Origin of the sequence: Enterococcus sp. DIV2419 (assembly GCF_051711865.1) — a bacterium.
GTDB classification, from domain to species: domain Bacteria; phylum Bacillota; class Bacilli; order Lactobacillales; family Enterococcaceae; genus Enterococcus; species Enterococcus faecalis.
The window spans coordinates 909,553-931,412 of record NZ_JBIONS010000001.1; the positions used below are offsets into that span (position 1 = coordinate 909,553).

At 38.2% G+C, this 21,860-nt stretch carries 21 protein-coding genes and 1 tRNA gene; 18 read left to right on the plus strand and 4 right to left on the minus strand.

Annotated elements, in window-relative coordinates; translation table 11 throughout:
- Position 1 precedes the first annotated feature (1 nt).
- From IGI97_RS04310 to nifJ, 7 genes are all read left to right on the plus strand, one after another.
- Positions 2–259: a DUF3343 domain-containing protein gene (locus tag IGI97_RS04310; RefSeq protein WP_002367121.1), complete on the plus strand. Its 258-nt coding sequence runs from the start codon at positions 2–4 to the stop codon at positions 257–259.
- On the plus strand, positions 247–1,002 hold the full coding sequence (yqeC, locus tag IGI97_RS04315) for a selenium cofactor biosynthesis protein YqeC (RefSeq protein ID WP_002362599.1): 756 nt from the start codon (positions 247–249) through the stop codon (positions 1,000–1,002). The genes IGI97_RS04310 and yqeC overlap by 13 nt, the downstream gene beginning before the upstream one ends.
- Positions 966–1,796, plus strand: a complete 831-nt coding sequence (gene yqeB / locus IGI97_RS04320; protein WP_162781140.1) for a selenium-dependent molybdenum cofactor biosynthesis protein YqeB — start codon at positions 966–968, stop codon at positions 1,794–1,796. The genes yqeC and yqeB overlap by 37 nt, the downstream gene beginning before the upstream one ends.
- A 236-nt stretch (positions 1,797–2,032) precedes the next feature.
- A complete protein-coding gene (locus IGI97_RS04325) occupies positions 2,033–2,497 on the plus strand; it encodes a flavodoxin (RefSeq protein WP_002382673.1) in 465 nt (154 codons plus the stop codon).
- 37 nt (positions 2,498–2,534) lie between these two features.
- Complete coding sequence (locus IGI97_RS04330) at positions 2,535–3,392, plus strand: sulfide/dihydroorotate dehydrogenase-like FAD/NAD-binding protein (RefSeq protein ID WP_438738784.1); 858 nt, start codon at positions 2,535–2,537, stop codon at positions 3,390–3,392.
- Positions 3,385–4,803, plus strand: a complete 1,419-nt coding sequence (gene gltA / locus IGI97_RS04335) for an NADPH-dependent glutamate synthase (protein ID WP_010776028.1) — start codon at positions 3,385–3,387, stop codon at positions 4,801–4,803. Before IGI97_RS04330 ends, gltA begins: the two co-directional genes overlap by 8 nt.
- A gap of 20 nt (positions 4,804–4,823) precedes the next feature.
- Positions 4,824–8,357: a pyruvate:ferredoxin (flavodoxin) oxidoreductase gene (gene nifJ, locus IGI97_RS04340; RefSeq protein WP_002367116.1), complete on the plus strand. Its 3,534-nt coding sequence runs from the start codon at positions 4,824–4,826 to the stop codon at positions 8,355–8,357.
- A gap of 36 nt (positions 8,358–8,393) precedes the next feature.
- Here nifJ and IGI97_RS04345 read toward each other — a convergent pair whose 3' ends face one another.
- Positions 8,394–9,809: a Ktr system potassium uptake protein D gene (locus IGI97_RS04345; protein ID WP_002385738.1), complete on the minus strand. Its 1,416-nt coding sequence runs from the start codon at positions 9,807–9,809 to the stop codon at positions 8,394–8,396.
- A 369-nt stretch (positions 9,810–10,178) separates the two neighbouring features.
- Between IGI97_RS04345 and IGI97_RS04350 the strand changes: the two genes are divergently transcribed.
- The 8 genes from IGI97_RS04350 to IGI97_RS04385 all read left to right on the plus strand — a co-directional run bounded on the left by IGI97_RS04350 (position 10,179) and on the right by IGI97_RS04385 (position 17,937).
- On the plus strand, positions 10,179–11,696 hold the full coding sequence (locus tag IGI97_RS04350) for a flavocytochrome c (RefSeq protein WP_002356617.1): 1,518 nt from the start codon (positions 10,179–10,181) through the stop codon (positions 11,694–11,696).
- A gap of 226 nt (positions 11,697–11,922) precedes the next feature.
- Positions 11,923–12,507, plus strand: coding sequence for a thymidine kinase (locus IGI97_RS04355; RefSeq protein WP_002356618.1), 585 nt, complete (start codon positions 11,923–11,925; stop codon positions 12,505–12,507).
- Positions 12,508–12,518: 11 nt separating this feature from the next.
- The gene (prfA, locus tag IGI97_RS04360; protein ID WP_002356619.1) at positions 12,519–13,592 is read left to right on the plus strand and encodes a peptide chain release factor 1; all 1,074 of its coding nucleotides are present in this window, start codon (positions 12,519–12,521) and stop codon (positions 13,590–13,592) included.
- Positions 13,585–14,418 carry a peptide chain release factor N(5)-glutamine methyltransferase gene (prmC, locus tag IGI97_RS04365; protein WP_002362237.1) on the plus strand — a complete coding sequence of 278 codons (834 nt, stop codon included), beginning with the start codon at positions 13,585–13,587 and terminating at the stop codon, positions 14,416–14,418. Before prfA ends, prmC begins: the two co-directional genes overlap by 8 nt.
- Positions 14,419–14,461: 43 nt before the next feature.
- Positions 14,462–15,484 (plus strand): L-threonylcarbamoyladenylate synthase, encoded by a 1,023-nt coding sequence (locus tag IGI97_RS04370; protein WP_438738054.1) that lies wholly within the window; start codon positions 14,462–14,464, stop codon positions 15,482–15,484.
- A gap of 75 nt (positions 15,485–15,559) precedes the next feature.
- A complete protein-coding gene (gene glyA / locus IGI97_RS04375) occupies positions 15,560–16,798 on the plus strand; it encodes a serine hydroxymethyltransferase (protein ID WP_002356623.1) in 1,239 nt (412 codons plus the stop codon).
- A gap of 131 nt (positions 16,799–16,929) precedes the next feature.
- Positions 16,930–17,559 carry a uracil phosphoribosyltransferase gene (upp, locus tag IGI97_RS04380; protein WP_002356624.1) on the plus strand — a complete coding sequence of 210 codons (630 nt, stop codon included), beginning with the start codon at positions 16,930–16,932 and terminating at the stop codon, positions 17,557–17,559.
- A 105-nt stretch (positions 17,560–17,664) separates the two neighbouring features.
- On the plus strand, positions 17,665–17,937 hold the full coding sequence (locus IGI97_RS04385; protein WP_002356625.1) for a membrane protein: 273 nt from the start codon (positions 17,665–17,667) through the stop codon (positions 17,935–17,937).
- A 73-nt stretch (positions 17,938–18,010) separates the two neighbouring features.
- Here IGI97_RS04385 and IGI97_RS04390 read toward each other — a convergent pair whose 3' ends face one another.
- Positions 18,011–18,247, minus strand: a complete 237-nt coding sequence (locus IGI97_RS04390; protein WP_002381528.1) for a hypothetical protein — start codon at positions 18,245–18,247, stop codon at positions 18,011–18,013.
- A gap of 158 nt (positions 18,248–18,405) precedes the next feature.
- Here IGI97_RS04390 and IGI97_RS04395 point away from each other — a divergent pair.
- Positions 18,406–18,478, plus strand: a tRNA-Thr gene (locus IGI97_RS04395).
- Positions 18,479–18,527: 49 nt separating this feature from the next.
- Here the strand turns inward: IGI97_RS04395 and IGI97_RS04400 are convergent.
- Both IGI97_RS04400 and IGI97_RS04405 read right to left on the minus strand, forming a co-directional pair.
- A complete protein-coding gene (locus IGI97_RS04400) occupies positions 18,528–18,854 on the minus strand; it encodes an AzlD domain-containing protein (RefSeq protein ID WP_002359670.1) in 327 nt (108 codons plus the stop codon).
- Entirely contained in the window at positions 18,841–19,548 is a 708-nt protein-coding gene (locus IGI97_RS04405; RefSeq protein ID WP_002356628.1) for an AzlC family ABC transporter permease, read from the minus strand. The genes IGI97_RS04400 and IGI97_RS04405 overlap by 14 nt, the downstream gene beginning before the upstream one ends.
- 213 nt (positions 19,549–19,761) lie before the next feature.
- Here IGI97_RS04405 and IGI97_RS04410 point away from each other — a divergent pair, with 213 nt between their 5' ends.
- Together IGI97_RS04410 and IGI97_RS04415 are read left to right on the plus strand one after the other, a co-directional pair.
- A complete protein-coding gene (locus IGI97_RS04410; RefSeq protein WP_002376638.1) occupies positions 19,762–20,313 on the plus strand; it encodes a helix-turn-helix domain-containing protein in 552 nt (183 codons plus the stop codon).
- A gap of 112 nt (positions 20,314–20,425) precedes the next feature.
- Positions 20,426–21,757, plus strand: coding sequence for a hypothetical protein (locus IGI97_RS04415; protein ID WP_002396222.1), 1,332 nt, complete (start codon positions 20,426–20,428; stop codon positions 21,755–21,757).
- Positions 21,758–21,860: the final 103 nt, after the last annotated feature.

The window sequence follows — 21,860 nt, forward strand, 5'->3', positions numbered from 1 at the left end:
GATGGAGTATTTGCTAACCTTTCCGAATACACATTATGCTGTTCAGGCAGAACAAGTACTGTTGACAAGAAAGGTGGCTGTTCGCGTCTTTACTTTGCCACCATCATTGACGGATGGCTGTGGGATCGGTTTACTCATTAATGAAGCAGAAATAACTCACAGTGTATGTTTTTTAGAAGAAGCAAAAGTACGCGTAGCCTCTATTTTTTCTGTGAAAAATGATCTTGGGGAAAGGAGGTACCAACTGTGGAGTCCTTAAAAAAGTGTTTTGATTTACAAGGAAAGGAGATTGTGTCGATTGTTGGTAGCGGTGGGAAAACAAGCTTAATGTGGGCGCTAGCAAAAACATATCGAAAGGAAGCTGTTCTGGTTAGTACAACTACAAAAATTGGGTTTCCCCAACGTCAATTGTATGATTATTTTTATACAAACCATTTTGAAAAAATAACGCCGAATATCTGCGGAATCACTTTAGCAGGAACCGCTATCAACAACCAAACAAAACTAACGATGCCTGCAATGACCTCGTTTCAAACATTGTTTCAGCACTTCACGAAAGTTTTTTTAGAAGCGGATGGGTCCAAACAACGACCTTTGAAAGGCTGGTCCTCTTATGAACCTGTGATATTAAAGGAAACAACCACCACAATTGGTGTGCTTCCGATTTCTGTAATTGGTCAAAAGATAGATGAAACGACCATTCATCGGTTGCCGCTTTTTTTGGAATTAACCGATGCGCAACAACAAGAACCAATCACAGAAACATTGTTAGCTCAACTCATTGCTCATCCAAAAGGATTGTTTAAAGAGAGCCAAGGCAAACGAATTTTGTGTTTAAATCAAACCCATACGCGAAGAGAGTTCGTTCAAGCGATGAATGTCTGCCTTCAATTACCCAAAAGCTGTTTTGAAAAATTAGACAAGATTATTGCTTGCAATATGGAATTAGAGAAAGGACTTATTTTATGGGAGAAATCAGTCAAAACATCCAAGAAAAATTAGTGATTGTTCGCGGAGGGGGCGATCTAGCGACAGGCGTTATCCAAAAATTATGGCACGTTGGCTTTAAAATACTAGTATTAGAAACAGAATGTCCTCTGGCCATTCGGCGGACTGTTTCAGTTTGTGATGCTATTTTCCAGAAAGAACAAAGAGTGGAAGATTTGGTTTCTGTTCGAATTACTTCATTAAAGGATTGTACGAAATGTTGGCAGCAAAATAAGCTGCCTGTTTTTGTCGATCAAACAGCAAGTGCTATTCAACAATTGAAACCACTGATTGTTATCGATGCGATTTTGGCTAAGAAAAATTTAGGTACGCATCGAGGAATGGCACCGATTACGATTGCTTTAGGACCAGGCTTTTCAGCACCGCAAGATGTCGATGTTGTGATTGAGACAATGCGTGGACATAGGTTGGGACGTTTATACTTTGAAGGAACAGCTTTACCTAATACAGGTATTCCAGGTGAAATTGGCGGAAAAAGTGCGGAACGAGTTGTCCATGCCCCTGCTTCAGGACAAGTCACCCACCTTAAAAACATAGGGGATCTCGTGTTGAAAGGGGAAGCATTATTTTTAATCGATCAGGTTCCAGTTTATTCGCCTCTGACAGGGACTTTGAGAGGATTGATTTCAGAAAAGGTAACATGTTATCAAGGGTTGAAGTGTGCAGATGTAGATCCTCGACCAGTTGAGAAAGTCGATTGCTTGACGATCTCCGACAAAGCTCGTGCATTAGGGGGAGCGGTTTTAGAAGCAATTTTTATGATTGGAAGAAGGAAAAACGTTTTATAAAAAAGAACCTAAATAATATTTTTTTTACCTTAAAAATATTGTTAAAAAGGTTTGGAATGTGGTATAGTAAAGACGTAGTAAAAAATACTCTATCTCGAAAGGGGAAGAGTACATACTTAGTTAGATTAGTTTGTGAATAAAATCATTTGTAAAAGTTATTTTTTTAAGAATTAATGTAAGGGGTTACAATTGCATTTGAATGCATTGAAATATTTAGGAAAAAAGAAAGGAAATGAATGAAGATGGCACTAGTAAAAATTGTTTATGCAAGTATGACTGGAAACACAGAAGAAATTTCCGAGATTTTGGAAGAACAGTTTCAAGAAGCTGGAGTTGAAGTAGAACGTGAAGAATGTTCAGAAGTTGATGTAGACTTCTTTGATGATGCAGATGCCTGTATTATCGCAACGTATACTTATGGTGATGGAGAACTGCCTTTTGAATTTGAAGATTTCTTTGATGAATTAACTGAAAAGGATTTAGCAGGTAAGCCATTTGGCGTTGTTGGCTCCGGTGATCGTGAATATGGTGAATTTTTCTGTAAATCAGCGCATGATTTTGTAGGAGCTTTTGAAAAAGCTGGTGCTAAAAAAGTAGCTGAAACAGTTGAAATTGAAAACAATGCAGAAGAAGAAGACATCGAAATGCTAAAAACATTTGTTAAAAGTGTCGCCACAACTTTATCTGATAGCGTTGCCTAAAGGTTTAAGAAAGTAGGAGTCAGAATGAAAAGGAATGATGAAGGTAGGTATTTCAATGTTTAATATTCTTCAGTCGACTCAATTATCTAGTAATACATTTGATTTTTGGCTGGAAGCGCCAAGAATAGCGACACATGCCAAGGCTGGACAGTTTGTTATTTTAAGAATTGACGAAAAGGGAGAACGGATCCCCTTAACGATTGCGGAGACAAATCCACAAGCAGGCAGTATTCGAATTATTTTCCAAGTAATCGGTAAGACAACAGCTGCACTTTCCCAACTTAAAACTTCAGACTCTTTGTTGGATGTCACTGGACCTTTAGGTATGCCCACAGAAGTGAAGCAATATGGAACGGTGATGGTTGTCGGTGGCGGGGTTGGTATCGCGGCTATTTATCCAATTATCAAGGCTTTAAAAGAAGCAGGCAACCGAGTGATTACGATTTTGGGGGCACGAACAGCTGAGTTAGTTCTGTTACAAGAAGAATGCCGTCGTTATTCGGATGAACTAATCATTACAACGGATGATGGTTCATTAGGTAAAAAGGGCTTAGTAACAGAAGCGATGGAAGAAGTTATTGCACGTGAATCTGTAGCGTGCAGTTGGGCGATTGGGCCCAGCATCATGATGAAATTTTGTACCTTGACAGCTGAAAAACATCAATTACCAATTTATGTTTCCTTGAATCCTATTATGATTGACGGAACAGGCATGTGTGGCGGTTGTCGGGTCACTGTTGATGGCACCATGAAATTTGCCTGTGTTGATGGACCTGAGTTTAAAGGCAATGAAGTAAATTGGGATGAATTCATTAATCGAATGAAGCAATATCAGGAAGAAGAAGCAGTTTGCTTTACAGATCGTTTGAAAGAGCAGGTGGAGAAAAATGGCTAGAAAAAGTCGTATAAAAACACCGATTGCGGAACAAGCACCTACTATCAGAAAAAATAATTTTGAAGAGGTTTGCTTAGGCTATACATTAGCAGAAGGGCAAGAAGAAGCGATTCGCTGTTTACAATGTAAAAATGCACCTTGTATTGCTAAATGCCCCGTGATGATTGATATTCCTGGATTTATTTTAGCTATTCGTGAAGGAAACATGGAACAAGCAGCCGATATTTTAAGTAAATATACGAATTTACCTGCTATTTGTGGACGCGTTTGTCCGCAAGAGAAACAATGTGAACAAGTTTGTAAATTAGGGAAAGCCAAAAACTTTGAACCAGTGGCAATTGGCAAATTAGAACGTTTAGTTGCCGATTGGGCATTAGAAAATCACAAGTTTCCTAAGAAAACAGCGGAACCAACAAAAGGGAAAATCGCAGTGGTCGGTTCTGGTCCTTCTGGGTTAACAGTTGCGGGGGATTTGGCAAAGCTCGGCTACGAAGTAATTATTTTTGAAGCGCTTCATGAAGCTGGCGGCGTATTAACCTATGGCATACCTGAATTTCGATTACCGAAAAAAATTGTTAAACAAGAAATTGCGAGTATTGAAGCCTTAGGTGTAACAATAGAAACCAATGTGGTAGTAGGTAAAACGATTACGATGGAAGAAATAATGTCAGAGTTTGATGCCTGTTATCTATCGGTTGGTGCAGGGGCACCAAATTTTATGGGAATCCCAGGGACTAGCTTAAATGGGGTTTATTCTTCTAGTGAATTTTTAACACGAATCAATTTAATGCATAGCTATGAGTTTCCAGAATATGATACACCGATTAAACGTGCTAAAAATGTTGTTGTGATTGGCGGCGGGAATGTTGCAATGGATGCCGCTCGTTCAGCCAAACGATTAGGCGCTGAAAATGTGAACATTGTGTATCGTCGTTCGTTAGAAGAATTGCCAGCAAGAATTGAAGAATATCACCATTCCCTTGAAGAAGGAATTAACTATTATTGGTTAACGAATCCAATTGCTTATTTAGATGACCAACAAGGAAATCTAGCCGGTGTTGAATGTGTCAAAATGGTTTTAGGTGAACCAGATGCGTCTGGAAGACGACGGCCAGAACCGGTTCCAGACAGCACGTTTACCATTCCTGCTGATGCAGTAATCGAGGCAATTGGCCAAGGGGCAAATCGAGTCTTGTTATCAACATATCCAGAAATAGAACTAAACCAATGGGGTTACATTCAAGCTGATCCTAAAACAGGAGCAACCTCAATACCTGGCGTTTTTGCTGGGGGCGATATAGTCACAGGTGCTGCCACCGTTATTTTAGCGATGGGCGCTGGGAAAATCGCAGCTAATGCAATTGATCAGTATGTCAAAACACAAAAAACAACAGTCACAAGCAATGTTTAGGAAAGATAAAAGGTGAAAAAATGAAAAAAACAATGGATGGAAACACCGCAGCGGCTTATATTTCATATGCGTTTACAGAAGTTGCCGCTATTTATCCTATCACACCAAGTTCAACAATGGCTGAGTTGGTAGATGAATGGGCGGAAAGTGGTTTAAAAAATATTTATGGTCAAAAAGTTCAAGTTATTGAAATGCAATCAGAAGCTGGGGCAGCGGGAGTAGTTCATGGTTCGTTAAAAACAGGTGCGTTAACCACTACTTATACTGCTTCGCAAGGTTTACTGTTGATGATTCCCAATATGTATAAAATCGCAGGAGAATTGCTGCCTTCTGTGTTCCACGTGGCGGCTCGGGCAGTAACGACAAGTGCGTTGAGTATTTTTGGTGATCATGGCGATGTGATGGCTACCCGCCAAACAGGTTTTTGTATGTTAGCAGAATCGAGTGTTCAAGAAGTGATGGATTTGTCGGCAGTTGCTCATTTAGCTAGCTTAGAAGGTAGTTTACCTTTTGTAAACTTTTTTGATGGTTTTAGAACGAGCCATGAACTACAAAAAATCGAAGTGATTGATTATGATGACCTGAAAGAAATGGTGAATCAGGAAGCTGTAACTCGTTTTAGAATGGGAGGCATGAATCCTAATCATCCCACTGTTTCAGGGACAGCTCAAAATCCTGACATTCATTTTCAACAAAGAGAAACAGTCAATAAAAATTACGAAGAAATGCCAAAAATTGTTCAAAAATACATGAAAAAAATTAACAATCTTCGTGGAACAACGTATGATTTAACCGATTATTACGGGGTTGAAGATGCAACAGAAGTCATTATTTCAATGGGGTCGGCTTCGCCAGTAATCAAACAAACAGTTGACTATCTCAATCAACAAGGACGCAAAGTTGGTTTTATCAATATTCATTTATATCGTCCATTTCCTACCGAAAACCTTCTTGAAAAATTACCAGCTACAGTAGAAAAGGTTGCGGTTTTAGATCGAACAAAAGAATCAGGAGCCGAAGGGGAACCGTTATTGCTAGATGTTCAAAGCGCTCTCTATCAACATGAAAATCGTCCAATTGTGATTGGTGGACGTTATGGGTTAGGTTCTAAAGACGTAGCGCCTAATCAAATTAAAGCGATCTATGACCATTTGTTATTGCCATTTAAAGAATTAAAACAACGCTTTACGGTAGGGATCGTTGATGATGTAACCTATCAATCATTGCCAGAAGAACCTACTTTAGATTTAACGCCAGATACTACCTTCCAAGCAAAATTTTGGGGCTTTGGTTCTGACGGAACTGTGGGAGCAAACAAGCAAGCGATTAAAATTATCGGAGATCATACCGACCTTTATGCACAAGCTTACTTTAGTTATGATTCTAAAAAATCAGGCGGTTTAACCGTTTCGCATCTGCGTTTTGGTAAAGAGCCAATTACTTCTACGTATTTAATTGAACAAGCAGATTTCATCGCTTGTCACAATGCGTCCTATTTGCATAAATACGACCTGTTAAAAGGTTTAAAAGATGGCGGAACGTTTTTACTGAATACTATTTGGGATCAAGAAAAGGTTCACCGTTTATTACCGGCTAAGTTAAAAAAATATATTGGGGAGCACCAAATCAAATTTTACATTATCAATGCGGTTGAGTTAGCTCGCAAAGTAGGCTTAGGTCGTCGGATCAATACAGTGATGTCTACTGCCTTTTTTGAAGTAACAGATATTTTAACGAAAGAGCAATATTTACCGTTACTTAAAGAAGAAGTGAAAAAGACTTATGGAAAAAAATCAATGGAAATTGTTGAAAAAAATTACCAAGCGATTGATGCTACCTTTGAATCGCTGCAAGAAATTGTAGTTCCAGAAGATTGGGCAACCATTGTTTTAGAGCCAGAAAATCAAGAGTCGGAAGCTCCAGCTTTTGTGACAAATATTTTAGAACCAATCAATCGTCAAGAAGGGGATCAGCTGACCGTTTCAGATTTGATTGAAAACGGAATGAAGGGCGGTGCCATTCCTATGGGCACTGCGGCTTATGAAAAACGTGGCATTGCGTTAGAAGTACCTGAGTGGCAAATGGATAAGTGTACGATGTGTAATGAATGTGCCTTTGTTTGTCCACATGCGGCTATTCGACCGTTTTTAGCGGATGAAGAAGAACTGAAAGAAGCACCTGCAGGTTTTGCCATGCGCGAAATGCGTGGCACAGATGGGTTGATGTATCGTATCCAAGTTTCTTTAGAAGACTGTACAGGTTGTGGTCTTTGTGTTCAGGCTTGCCCTGTGAAAGACAAGGCGATTTTAATGAAACCTTATGAAACTCAGAAAGAGCAAGCAATGAATTGGGCCTTTGCGATGACTCTTAAACAAAAAGCCAACCCAGTCAAAAAACTTTCTGTTAAAGGTTCCCAATTTAACCAGCCATTGATGGAATTTTCAGGTGCTTGTGAAGGCTGTGGCGAAACACCTTATATTAAGTTGTTGACGCAACTATTTGGTGATCGAATGATGATTGCTAACGCAACAGGCTGTTCATCAATTTGGGGTGGTTCGTCACCAGTGACACCTTATACAACGAACGAATGTGGCCAAGGACCAGCTTGGAGTAATTCGCTGTTTGAAGATAATGCGGAATATGGTTATGGTATGTATATTGCCAATCGAACGAAACGTCAACATTTAGCTAGTCTGGTTGAAGAAAGTCTTGCTAAAAACGTCGGATCAGATTCACTTCAAGCCTTGTTAAATGATTGGTTGGAACACATGGCTGAAGGGGAAGGAACACAACAGCGAGCAACCAAACTAGCGGCGGCATTAAGTGAAGAAGCCGATGAAGATCCACTTTTAACAAAAATTTACGAACAAAAAGATTTATTAGTGAAAACGAGTCAATGGATTGTCGGCGGCGATGGTTGGGCCTATGATATCGGGTTTAGCGGCATCGATCATGTTCTTGCTAGTGGGGAAGATGTTAATATTTTTGTTATGGATAACGAAGTGTATGCCAATACAGGCGGACAAACATCTAAAGCTACACCAGCTTCAGCCATTGCCAAATTCTCAGCGGGTGGGAAACATACCTCTAAAAAAGATTTAGGGATGATGGCAATCACTTATGGGAATGTCTATGTTGCACAAGTGGCTTTAGGCGCAAACTCAATGCAAACGATTAAAGCAATTGACGAAGCGGAGCGGTACCCAGGCCCATCAATTATCATTGGTTATACCCCATGTATTAATCACGGGGTCAAAGGCGGAATGGTTCGGACGTTAGATCAAGCCAAAGAAGCCGTTGAATCTGGCTATTGGCCACTTTATCGCTATAATCCAGAGTTAGTTAAGAAAGGCAAAGATCCGATGGTCATTGACTACAAGAAAACAGATTTTGACAAAATGCGTGATTTTCTTGAAAAACAAACACGTTACTCTGCGTTGCATACAATTAAAGAGAATCAAGAAGTAGTCGAACATTTACTTGATAAAACTAAAGAAGATGCAATTGAACGCTCTGAAAGTTATAACAAACTAGCCACACATATGAAAAAATAAAAAAACAAAGCCTCTTCCTTGAGAGGCTTTGTTTTTTTATCCAATAATAATTTTTTCTGAAGGGTATTCGTAGCCTAAGTCACGTGTTTCTTTTGGTACAAAAATCATTAAGGTATAAAGCATACCAATACGTCCAATAAACATTAATAAGGCAATCATTAATTTACCTACTGTTGTTAAATCGTCTGTAATGCCCAAAGAAAGACCGGTTGTCCCAAAGGCAGAAGCGACTTCCACAATGATTGAAATCAAGGGCAGATTTTCAGTCGCTGACAAAAAGACGACAGCGAAAAAGCACATAATCAAAGATAACATGAAGACGACAATCGATTTTTTGACATCATCGTCATCTATTTTACGGCTAAAGACGCTAATATCATCTTCACTTTTTAAAAAGGCTAACAAATACAAACCAATAATCGCAACAGTCGTTGTTCGAACACCACCACCAACAGAGCTAGGACTACAACCAATAAACATTAACACAGAGAAAATAATCAACGTTGTAATTTGGAAGTCCCCTAAATCATTAATTTGGAGGCCAGCGTTTCGTGTAGTCATCGAATAAAACATCGAACTTACCCAACGGCCACTTTCATTCATTGTCAAAAATAGGTGATCTTTTTCTAATAAGTAAATCAAAATAGTCCCACCAATAAACAGAACAATAAACGCTAGCAAAGCAATTTTACTAAACAATGAGAAGCGGAAAGGCAAGCCTCGTTTCTTCTTACGAAAGTTCTTTTTCTTAAAATGTAACCACTCATGAATTTCCAGTAAAACGGGAAATCCAATTCCGCCGATAAAAATTAAGAACATAATTGCCAGTAAAAAGAGATAATCATGAGCAAAAGGAATAATTGAATCACCTGAAATATCAAAGCCTGAATTAGTCACTGCAGAAATAGCTTGATAAAATCCATAAAATATCGCATCTCGCCAGTTCGTATAATAACCACTTATATAAAAATAAAGCGAAAAGAGCGAGCCGAAGATTACTTGGAACCATATTAAAATCAAAAAAGTGGTGCGGATCAGTCGAACAATTCCGCTCAGTCGCGGCTGATTCATGTCAGTCATAATTAACTGACGTTGCTTTAATGTGATTCGCCGTTTTGATAAAATAAAAAAGACCGTTGAAATCATCATAATCCCTAAGCCACCAACTTGGAAAAGAACCTCCAATAAGACGATCCCACGATCATTAAAAACCGAATTAATATCGACTGTGGTGAGTCCAGTAACACTGACTGTACTGATTGCTAAGAAAAATAAATCAATAAAAGGAACATGCGAGTCAGGTTCTCTGAAAATAGGGAGGCAAAACAATAAATAAGAAATAACCGTCATTAATATGTAGTAAGCGACGATGATTTGAATAGATGAAAAATTTTTGCGAATAAATCGATCGCTTTTTCGCTGTGCCAGCCACAGCAAACGTGTATGGTTCACTAGATAACCTCCCAATTCTAATTAAACTAAGTATACCAAAACTTTTCGCCTCAAACGAATAATTCTGCCAGAAAATCCTTGAAATGACAAATAAAAATAAGAAATTCGTTAGAAATAATTGGAAAACATCCACAAACAAGCGAGAACATGATATTTTATGAAAGAATAGAAAAATAGGTTGTTCCCCAAACAACTTATTAATAATTGGTCAGTTTGTCTAACGATACAACTTTAAAAAGTAGTGGTAGCTTTTTTATTTCGGTTGATATGTGAATGTGTTCACTTTATGTAACAAACTGTTATTTTTATTCAAATGAAAAATAAGAAATTGTGTTGGTAGAAATCAATAGTTTATAAGGTGGGAAAACAATGAAAAAAGTGTTAATGGGAGTTCTTTCCCTAGGGTTATTATTAGGTGCAGCAACAGGTTGTACAAGCGATCAAGAAAAAGCCGCTGGTAAAACAAAAGCGTCTTCTGAAAAAACAGAAGCAACATCTGGTGCCTCTGCTAATGGTTATACAGATCCAAGTGAATTAAAAGACAGTTATGATGTTGTTATTGTTGGTTCAGGTGGTGCGGGGATGACCGCTGCATTACAAGCCAAAGAAGCTGGCATGAATCCAGTTATTTTAGAAAAAATGCCTGTTGCAGGTGGGAATACAATTAAATCGTCTTCAGGAATGAATGCTTCACAAACAAAATTCCAAGAAAAAGAAGGCATTAAAGATAGCAACGATAAATTCTTTGAAGAAACACTAAAAGGCGGTAAAGGAACCAACGATCAAGAATTACTACGTTATTTTGTTGATCATTCAGCTGAAGCAATTGATTGGTTAGATACAAAAGGAATTACATTGAGCAATTTAACGATTACAGGTGGAATGAGCGAAAAACGCACACACCGTCCTGCTGACGGATCAGCAATTGGGGGCTATCTAGTTGACGGTTTAGTACGTAACGTTCGCGAAGAAAAAATTCCATTGTTTGTTGATGCTGACGTCACAGACTTAGTTGAAGAAAACGGTCAAATCGATGGCGTAAAAGTGAAAATGAAAGATGATAAAGAAAAAACAGTTAAAGCAAAAGCAGTCGTTGTCACAACAGGTGGTTTCGGTGCCAACGAAAAATTAATTACACAATACAAACCAGAATTGAAAAACTATGTTACAACGAACCAAGAAGGAACAACAGGTGACGGTATCCAAATGATTCAAAAAGTTGGCGGTGCGTTAGTGGATATGAAAGAAATTCAAATTCACCCAACTGTTCAACAAAGCGATGCTTTCTTAATTGGTGAAGCAGTTCGTGGAGAAGGCGCAATCTTGGCTTCTCAAAAAGGAGAACGTTTTGTTAATGAGTTAGATACACGCGACAAAGTTTCCGCAGCAATCAATGCCTTACCAGAAAAATCAGCTTATTTAGTCTTTGACCAAGGCGTACGCGACCGTGCAAAAGCCATTGATTTCTATGATCAAAAAGGCTTCGTGGAAAAAGGTGAAACGATTGAAGAATTAGCTGAAAAAATTGGCATGCCTGCCGATACATTGAAAGCAACGATTGATACTTGGAACCAAGATGTTAATGCCAAAGATGACAAACAATTTGGCCGGACAACTGGAATGGAAGCTGACTTAAGCACAGCGCCTTACTACGCAATTAAAATTGCACCAGGGATTCACCACACAATGGGTGGCGTGAAAATCAACACGAAAACAGAAGTTTTACGTGAAGATGGCACACCAATTAAAGGTCTATATGCTGCTGGTGAATTAACAGGTGGCTTACATGGTCAAAACCGTATCGGAGGCAATGCCATCGCCGATATTATCATTTATGGTCGTCAAGCAGGTACGCAATCAGCAGAATTTGCCTCTGCTCAAAAATAACTAGCATTAAAAAGTCTGAAATTGTAGTCAAATAACTACAATTTCGGGCTTTTTTATTGCATACTAGCAGGATCATTAGTTGGAGTATAAACAGCTCTGCTAAAATGACTTTGGCGTAGATTCTGTTTTTTTCAGAAAAATGCACGACCATTTTAGCTAAAAATACTGCTTTTTTGCTGAAAATATAGTAAAATACGTAAGGAACTAACGGAAAGGTGTAGTGAACATGGCTCAATTATTTTTCAAGTATGGCGCAATGAACAGTGGTAAAACCATTGAAATCTTAAAAGTAGCACACAATTACGAAGAACAAGACAAACCAGTTGTTTTGATGACCAGTGGACTAGATACACGTGATGGTGTCGGGAAAGTATCCAGTCGCATCGGATTACGCAGAGATGCTATTCCAATTTTTGAAGAAACCAATGTCTTTGACTTGATTAATGATTTGTCTTACAAACCTTTTTGCGTATTAGTCGATGAATGTCAATTTTTAAACAAGCATCATGTCATTGAATTTGCACGAATTGTTGACGAATTAGATATTCCAGTAATGGCATTTGGGCTAAAGAATGATTTTAGAAATGAATTATTTGAAGGCTCAAAGTATTTACTTTTATATGCAGACAAATTAGAAGAATTAAAAACGATTTGCTGGTTCTGTCATAAAAAAGCAACTATGAACTTGCACTATATTGATGGCAAACCCGTTTATGAAGGGGATCAAGTCCAAATTGGTGGGAATGAAGCCTACTATCCTGTTTGTCGCAAACATTATTTTCATCCAAAAACAGTGAATGAAGAACAGTAAGGAGAGACACTATGTACGATCAATTACAATCTATTGAAGATCGCTATGAGGAATTGGGCGAATTATTAAGTGACCCAGCAGTCATTAGTGATACAAAACGTTTCATGGAATTATCGAAGGAAGAAGCTAATACACGTGAGACGGTTGAGGTTTATCGCCGATATAAACAAGTTGTTGAAGGGATTAGCGATGCCGAAGAACTTTTAAGTGAAAACTTAGATGCGGAAATGGCCGAAATGGCGAAAGAAGAACTTTCTGATTTGAAAAAAGAAAAAGAAGTGTTAGAAGACCGCATTAAAATTTTATTATTACCAAAAGACCCAAATGATGATAAAAATATCATCATGGAAATCCGTGGTGCAGCCGGTGGCGATGAAGCCGCACTTTTTGCTGGCGACTTATTTAATATGTACCAAAAATATGCAGAAGCACAAGGGTGGAAAGCGGAAGTTTTAGAAGCGAACGTCACTGGAATCGGTGGATATAAAGAAGTAATTATGATGATTTCAGGAGATAACGTCTTTTCAAAATTAAAATACGAAAGTGGCGCTCACCGCGTGCAACGAGTTCCTTCAACAGAATCACAAGGACGGATTCATACATCGACAGCAACCGTTGTAGTTATGCCGGAAGCGGAAGAAGTCGAAATCGAATTAGCTGATAAAGATATCCGTGTCGATATTTATCATGCAAGTGGCGCTGGTGGACAGCACGTCAATAAAACCGCTTCGGCTGTTCGTTTAACCCATTTACCAACAGGAATCGTAGTCGCAATGCAAGATGAACGTTCACAGCTAAAAAACCGCGAAAAAGCAATGAAAGTTTTGCGTGCTCGTGTGTATGACCAAATTCAACAAGAAGCACAAAGTGAATATGATGCTAACCGTAAATCGGCGGTGGGGACCGGAGATCGTTCAGAACGAATCAGAACGTATAACTTCCCACAAAATCGAGTAACGGATCATCGTATTGGTTTAACCATCCAAAAACTAGACCAGATTCTTGCTGGCAAATTAGATGAAATCATTGATGCATTAGTCTTATATGATCAAACATCGAAATTAGAAGAGATGCAAAATGGCTAAACGTTACTTTGAAGTCCTTAACTGGGCTTCTTCTTTTTTAGAGGCGCAAGGCAAAGAAGGCTATGCTATTCACTATGTTTTTTTAGAACGTAAAGGTTGGGATAAAACGCAGTGGCTCCTGCATATGCAAGAAGAAATGCCCAAAGAAGAAGAGGAACAATTAAAAACGGATTTAGCCCAATTATTGACAGATTACCCAGCACAATATTTGCTAGGACAAGCTGAATTTTATGGACATTCCTTTATTGTTAATGAACATACTTTGATTCCTAGGCCAGAAACAGAAGAATTAGTCGAGCGTTGCTTAAAAGCCAATCCAGATACTCCTTTGACGGTCGTGGATGTCGGAACAGGGACAGGTGCCATTGCGATTAGCTTGAAACTGGCACGGCCCAACTGGCGAGTTATTGCCATTGATCTTTCAGAGGAAGCGTTGACTGTCGCTAAACAAAACGCGCAAGCATTAGGTGCTGGCATCGAATTTTATCATGGGAATGGCTTACAGCCAGTTGCTTCTGAAAAAATTGATCTGCTTATTTCTAATCCGCCCTATATTAGTGAACAAGAATGGCATTTAATGGATGCAAGTGTCCGAACGTATGAACCTAAAACCGCTTTATTCGCTGAAAATAACGGTTTGGCTTTATACCAACAATTAATTCATGAAAGTCAAACGATGCTTAAAGCAGACGGTAAAATTTATTTTGAAATAGGGTTTCAACAAGGCGCGGCCCTCCAAGAATTATTGAGCGCCGCTTATCCACAAAAAACAATTAAAATTGAAAAAGATTTATCTGGCAACGATCGCCTCGCGATAGCCGAGTAACTAAGGTTCTTCGTCGCCACTTTTCTAGAAGGAGCGATTTGCAATGGAAACAAAAAAAATAACCAAACAAGAAATAGCCCAAGCAGCAGCAGCCATTCAAGCAGGCGAGCTAGTGGCTTTTCCAACAGAAACTGTTTATGGCTTAGGTGCCGATGCCTTAAATGAAGCGGCAGTAAAAAAAGTTTACCAAGTAAAAGGCCGCCCCAGTGATAATCCATTGATTGTTCATGTGAACAACGTTGAAATGGTCAAAAAATACGTAGCGACCTTACCAGAAGTCGCTACAAAATTGGTGTCTGCCTTTTGGCCGGGACCATTAACTTTAATTTTTAATGTGCCTAGCGATACATTTTCTAAAACAGTAACAGGTGGTTTAGAGACAGTCGCTTTTCGTATGCCAGATAACCAAGCGACCTTAGCTTTGATTGAACAAGCCAATGTTCCGTTGGTTGGACCAAGTGCGAACACTTCTGGCAAGCCTAGTCCAACATCTGCAGAGCATGTTTATCATGATTTGCAGGGGAAAATTGCTGCCATATTAGATGATGGCCCAACGCAGATTGGGGTGGAGTCAACGGTCTTAGATTTAACGGCGGAAGATGGTGTGCCAGTTATTTTACGACCAGGAGCAATTACCAAAGAGCAGTTGGAAAGCATTATTCCTCAAGTGAAAATCGATACACATTTGATTAGTGAAACTGCAGCACCCAAAGCGCCAGGGATGAAATACAAACACTATTCTCCTGATGCGGAAGTTTGGATTATAAGCGGTCAAACAGCAGAATGGCAAGCGGCGATTCAGCAAGCAAAAGAGCAACAGGAAAAAATCGGCTTATTTTTAAGTGATGAACAGGCAGCACAACTAGATACAGAAAATGTATTTGTTTATTCTTATGGTGCAGAAACGGTTGAAAATGCCACAAAAGAACTATTTGCAGGGTTAAGAGCGTTAGATGAGCAAGGAGCTACCACGATTTTTGCACAAGGATTTGCAGAAACTGGTTTAGGCACTGCTTACATGAATCGCTTGAAAAAATCAGCCAATCAAAAATTTTTTGAAAAATAAGAGGTATTTGTAACGAAGCTGACACAGAAGTATGATACAATCAGACAAAAGAAAACAAAATGGAGTGTTGTTTGAATGGATTACAAAACGTATGACCCAGATTTATGGAATGCAATTGCAAGAGAAGAAGAGCGCCAAGAAAATAACTTGGAACTAATCGCATCTGAGAATGTTGTGTCAAAAGCAGTTATGGCTGCTCAAGGAAGTATTTTAACGAATAAATACGCAGAAGGTTACCCTGGCAAACGGTACTATGGTGGTTGTGAATTTATCGATATCGTAGAAAATTTAGCTATTGATCGTGCCAAAGAATTATTTGGTGCAAAATTCGCGAATGTACAAGCCCATTCAGGTTCTCAAGCCAATACAGCGGCATACCTTTCATTGGTTGAACCAGGTGATACCATTTTGGGGATGGATTTATCAGCTGGTGGTCACTTAACACATGGTTCGCCCGTTAACTTTAGTGGAAAAACCTATAATTTTGTCAGTTATGGAGTGGATCCTTCAACAGAAGTAATCGATTACGATGTTGTGCGAATTTTAGCAAGAGAACATCGTCCAAAATTAATTGTTGCTGGCGCAAGTGCGTATTCACGAACGATTGATTTCAAACGTTTCCGTGAAATCGCTGATGAAGTAGATGCCAAGTTAATGGTTGATATGGCGCATATTGCAGGCTTGGTAGCTTCAGGGTTGCACCCAAATCCAGTTCCGTATGCTGATATCGTAACAAGTACGACCCATAAAACATTGCGTGGTCCTCGTGGCGGTTTAATTTTGACAAATAGCGAAGAATTGGCGAAAAAAGTAAATAGTAGTATTTTCCCAGGCATTCAAGGTGGCCCATTGGAACATGTGATTGCCGGAAAAGCCGCAGCTTTTAAAGAAGCATTGGATCCAAGTTTTGCTGAATATAGTCAGCAAGTGATTGCAAATGCGCAAGCGATGACGAAAGTTTTCAATCAAGCGCCAGAAGCTCGTTTAATTAGTGGGGCAACAGACAACCACTTATTACTGATTGAAGTGACAGGTTTTGGTTTAAATGGAAAAGAAGCAGAAGCTATTTTAGATAGTGTAAATATTACTGTCAATAAAAATTCAATTCCGTTTGAACAATTAAGTCCATTTAAAACAAGTGGTATCCGTATTGGAACGCCTGCGATTACTTCACGTGGTTTTAAAGAAGAAGATGCGGTAGAAGTTGCTAAATTAATCGTTCAAGTCTTAAAAGATCCAGAAAATACAGCAGTTCATGATGAAGTCAAAGCAGCTGTAGCAGCGCTAACTAAAAAATATCCATTATATAACTAACATCAGGGATAGCTGAAGCGCGATTCTCTGTACAAATAAGAGTCGGAGCTTAGGATTTAAGGAATTCAACTTGTGTCCTAGGCTCTTTTGTTTTACAATAAGAAAGAATAAAATAATGAAGGAGAATAGATATGGGAAAATTTCAAGTAATTGATCATCCGCTAATTCAACACAAACTAACAATGATTCGCGAAAAGAACTGTGGGACAAAGGTTTTCCGCGAAGTTGTCAACGAAATTGCTATGTTAATGGCTTATGAAGTATCACGGGATATGCCTTTAGAGGATGTTGTCATCGAAACACCGATGGGTAAATCAACACAAAAAACACTTTCAGGGAAAAAAGTAGCAATCATTCCTATTTTACGTGCCGGCATTGGCATGGTTGATGGGATTTTAGAATTAATTCCAGCAGCGAAAGTTGGACACGTTGGACTTTACCGTGATGAAGAAACATTGCAACCACATGAATACTTCGTGAAATTACCTGAAGACATTGCAAGTCGTCAATTATTTGTTGTTGACCCAATGCTAGCAACAGGTGGTTCCGCAATTATGGCCATCGATTCATTAAAAGAACGTGGTGCTAGCAACATTAAATTTGTATGTCTAGTGGCCGTTCCAGAAGGTGTGAAAGCTTTACAAGAAGCGCACCCAGATGTAGATATTTATACAGCAGCTTTAGATGAGCGCTTAAACGAAGACGGCTATATCGTTCCTGGTTTAGGGGATGCTGGTGACCGTTTATTTGGAACAAAATAATAACAAAAAACCGTTAGATAACCGATTATGGTTACTAACGGTTTTCTTTTGCTTAAAGAACTTTTCTAGGTGTATAATAAAAAATAAAAAAACAAAGGAGTAGCTATGAAAAAGAATAAAAAAGTCTTACACGCTATCGCTGTGATTGCTAGTGTGATGTCAGTTTTGATGTATGTTTCATATATTCCACAAATTTATGGAAATTTACATGGGGAAAAAGGCAATCCGACGCAACCATTAGTGGCAATGATTAATTGTATTTTTTGGACGATTCATGGGTTATATGGAGACGATGGAGAGACACGAGATAAGTCCATTATTTTTGCTAATGTTCCTGGAATTATTTTTGGTTTTTTTGCGTTTATTACAGCATTATAGTTTCCGACGAATTGGAAAGTATTCCAATTCTGTACATAAAAAAGAGCGGGGGAAATTTCCCACGCTTGAAGAATTAAATCTTTTTCAATTGTTTGTAATTAATAACAATCACACCATTGCTGTGCACCATTAAGTGATTGTTTTTTTGCGTTTCGTCAATTTCGACGACAGCGGCATTTTTTAATTGTTTCGTAACAACGCCTGTTTGTGGCTGTCCGTGAACAAGAAAAGTAACATGGGTGTCAACGGCGAAATCCTTACCAGCATCCGATGGAACAACAGGAGTAACCATACCATTAAAATTTGACATACAAAAAACCATCCTTTCTTGATATCTCTATTATACCACATTTTCAGAAAAAAGTTTGTAAAGTCGCTATTTGGCTTATTTTAAAGAGATTTTGCATAAATAAATAACAAACAGACTTTACAAATAAAGTAGAAAGTCCTATAATAGATTTGTTTCAGGCCAGCTTAGCTCAGTTGGTAGAGCAACGCACTCGTAACGCGTAGGTCACAGGTTCGATCCCTGCAGCTGGCATCTAAAAAAACAGACAGGCACTACCAGATGGTAGTGCCTGTCTGTTTTTTTAGATAAAATATTGGATTAGTGCAAATGAAGCAATGCCTACCAGTACAATAAGCAATAAGTTTTTAGTAAGTATTGCGGCTAAAATGGTAGGAAATGAAGCGAATAAATAAGGAAGATTGAGGCTTGGTAAATGCCCTATTCTTTGTTCAAATAAGCTACTAAACCATAAGGCGGACATAATCACAATGGGAACAAAACTTAGATATTCTAATAATTTCTGTGGCAGACTGATTTTTTTTAAAAGTAAAAATGGCAGTATTCTTGAAAGCCAGGTTGCAACGGTACAGCCTAAAATTGTTAAAAAGAGATACTCAGAAGAAGGCATGTTTTATCATCACTCCTATTCCACAACCGATTAACGTGACAACTAAGACAATTAAATTACTGGGAATAAAAATTAGACCAATAGACATCAACCCAAAAGTAATCAGGACCATGATGAGTTGTAAAGCGATTTTCATGGAACGATCACTAATTATCTGCAGATAGAGTAAACCAATGAACATAGCCACAACCGCAAACTCAAGACCTAATGCTTGAGGGTTTGCAATAAAGCGCCCTAGATAGGCACCGATGATCGTCGAAAAAACCCAAGTCGCATAGGAAATCAAATTGGCAGCATTAAACCACTCAAAACTTAAACGTCCTTTGGTGTGGTTTAATTTATTCATTCCTAGTGCAAAACTTTCATCCGTCAGTAAGGTTCCCAACCAGAGATTTTTACCGAGAGATTCGGCTTTAAAGTAAGGCGCAATGGTCATTCCCATAAGAATCATACGCGCATTTACTAAGAAAGTCGCTAACACAATGGATAAAATAGGGCTGCCACCAGTCAACATACTAACTGTTACAAACTGAGCAGATCCTGCAAAAATAAAAAACGACATCGCACTAACAATAAGAGGGGAAAAACCTGCTGCTTGTCCTACGATACCAAAAGCAATGCCAATACCAATATAGCCAAAAACCGTTGGCAAGGCTTCACGAATGCCAGTGCGTGCATCTAATTGGTGGTTCATTCTCTTTTTTTCCTTCTTTCTGTATAAAATTTAAACACGTGTGTCTGAAAATCTAGACCTTCGATAATGAGACACAACGAGCGAATGAGCGTTTTCATTATTAACCACTCCTTTTGAACAACTAAGATATATATTGTATAATACAATAAAGAATACTTTTGTTCAATATATTAAACTTTTAGATAATAAAAAGAAACAGAAGGAGCAACTATTTTGGAGATTAATACAATTATTGGCAATAATTTAAAAAAAATTAGACAAGAAAAAAAACTTACGTTAGATGAACTAGCTGGGATAACCGGAGTGAGTAAAGGGATGCTTTCGCAGATTGAAAAAGGAACCACTAATCCTACCATAAATACAATTTGGAAAATAAGTAATGGACTCAATGTTCCATATACGTATTTATTAGAAGATGACTATGTTAAAGAAAATCCCGTGGTAAAAAAAACTGAGACGGTAACACAACATTCTGAAGATCACTCCTATCGAGTCTTTAATTACTACTCAGACAACCAGGAAAGAAACTTTGAACTCTTTCAGTTTGAATTAGATCCAGGGAAAAAGTATCAAGCTGTTGGGCATTCAAAACGTTCGACAGAATATGTCATGGTTATTCAAGGAACATTAGCTATTGAAGTGGGCGGTCAGAGATACCTTCTTCCAAAAGACGCCGCTATGTATTTTGATGCTAATCAAGTACACACGTATATAAATGACGGAACAGAGAAAGTCCAAGCAGTCGTCATTAACTATTATACGTAACAGTGGAAAATAGACATTAGGAAATTGCTACATCTGTTATTTTATGGACAAAAAAAGTAAACAATGCTACCCTAAAAATAATAGAAAATGAAAGATAAAAGAAGAGGTCAAAATGAATAAAAAAATTGAAAGTCTTGGTAATACAGCATTAAGTTTACTAAGTAATACGATTATTGTTGTGCCTTATTTACTTTACATTCAATTAAGTGATGGACACAACCTTTTAACAATTTTACCATTTGTCTTATTTTATACATTGCGTATGACAGGCATTTTTCTGGTTCGAGGAATTAATTTGTCTTTAACTAGTCTAGGTCTACTAAAGATTTCTCTATTGTTAGGCTTGGCAGGCTCCTTAATTGGGATTGCCGGCGCTTATTCTTTCCCGCTTTATAGTATTTCAGGAATGTTGTTAGGACTTAGTGGGGCATTGTTGCCACCAAGTAATCAATCAATTCGCTTTTTCTTAAAAGAAGAAGGTCAAAAAATCAGTCATAGCAATCTTTTAACGACAGTCTTATTGACCGCTGTTTTATTTGGCGCTTTATTTTTTAAAGCGACTGAGATTGGACTGGCGTTATTGGTGTACGCGCTCTATTTTCTGGTTGCTTTAGTAGCAATCAAGAGCTATCCTGTTTCATTAAACGAGCTAGAAGAAGAATCAGCAGAAGTTTCACGAAAAGAATTAATTCTGTTTGTTATCTTTTTTGTGTTATTACTTTTATTAAGAAGTGGTCGCTTATTAACGAATGCGGTGGAATTTGATTACGCGATTGTTGGCGCCTGCTGTTTCTTTGTGGTGGCTGTCCTTTTCGTTAGTCATTATGGCAAACGCGGCGCATATAAAGTATCATTAGAAATGAATCTTGCGACCTTGATTAACGGGATTGTCGGGAACTATTTATTTTTATTTGGTTCCATTTATGTTGCAGGGGTTTACGGCAGAGCTCATATGGGCATCTATCTCTATTTACCTTATGTTTTAGGGATGATTTTTGCAATGATTGCAGCTAGTAAAACGAAACAATGGTCAAACAACATACCAATGGTTGGACTGGCGGGAAGTTTGGGAATATTACTTCTTACCTCGTGGACTATTTTAGGCCTGTTTCTCTTGAGTTTTTTCAAAAGCACATTGAACAGCTTTTTAGCTAGGCGATATTATCAAGAGACAGATTTGCCAAAAGATAGCCGCATCCTTATCAAATATACAACACAAACAAAAGGGAGTTTATTCCATCAATTTATTTTGATGGCGCTTATGTTAGTCACTGTAGTAGGCAAAGGTGGCACGACACAATTTTTATTAGAATTGACTGGCGGCAAAGGTATTTCAATGCAAACAAGTCAATTTTTAACTTTCATTAAAAATAGTAACTCGCTCTTAGTGTTATTGTTTATTGCAGTTTATTTCGTGGTCGTTTTTCGTCAAAAGAAACGATAATTTACAAATATTAATAAAAAAATACTTGGAAAAACAGTGATTGTGGCTGATTTTCCAAGTATTTTTTTATGAAAAGCTGTTTTTTTTTTTCGAAGATTCAAAA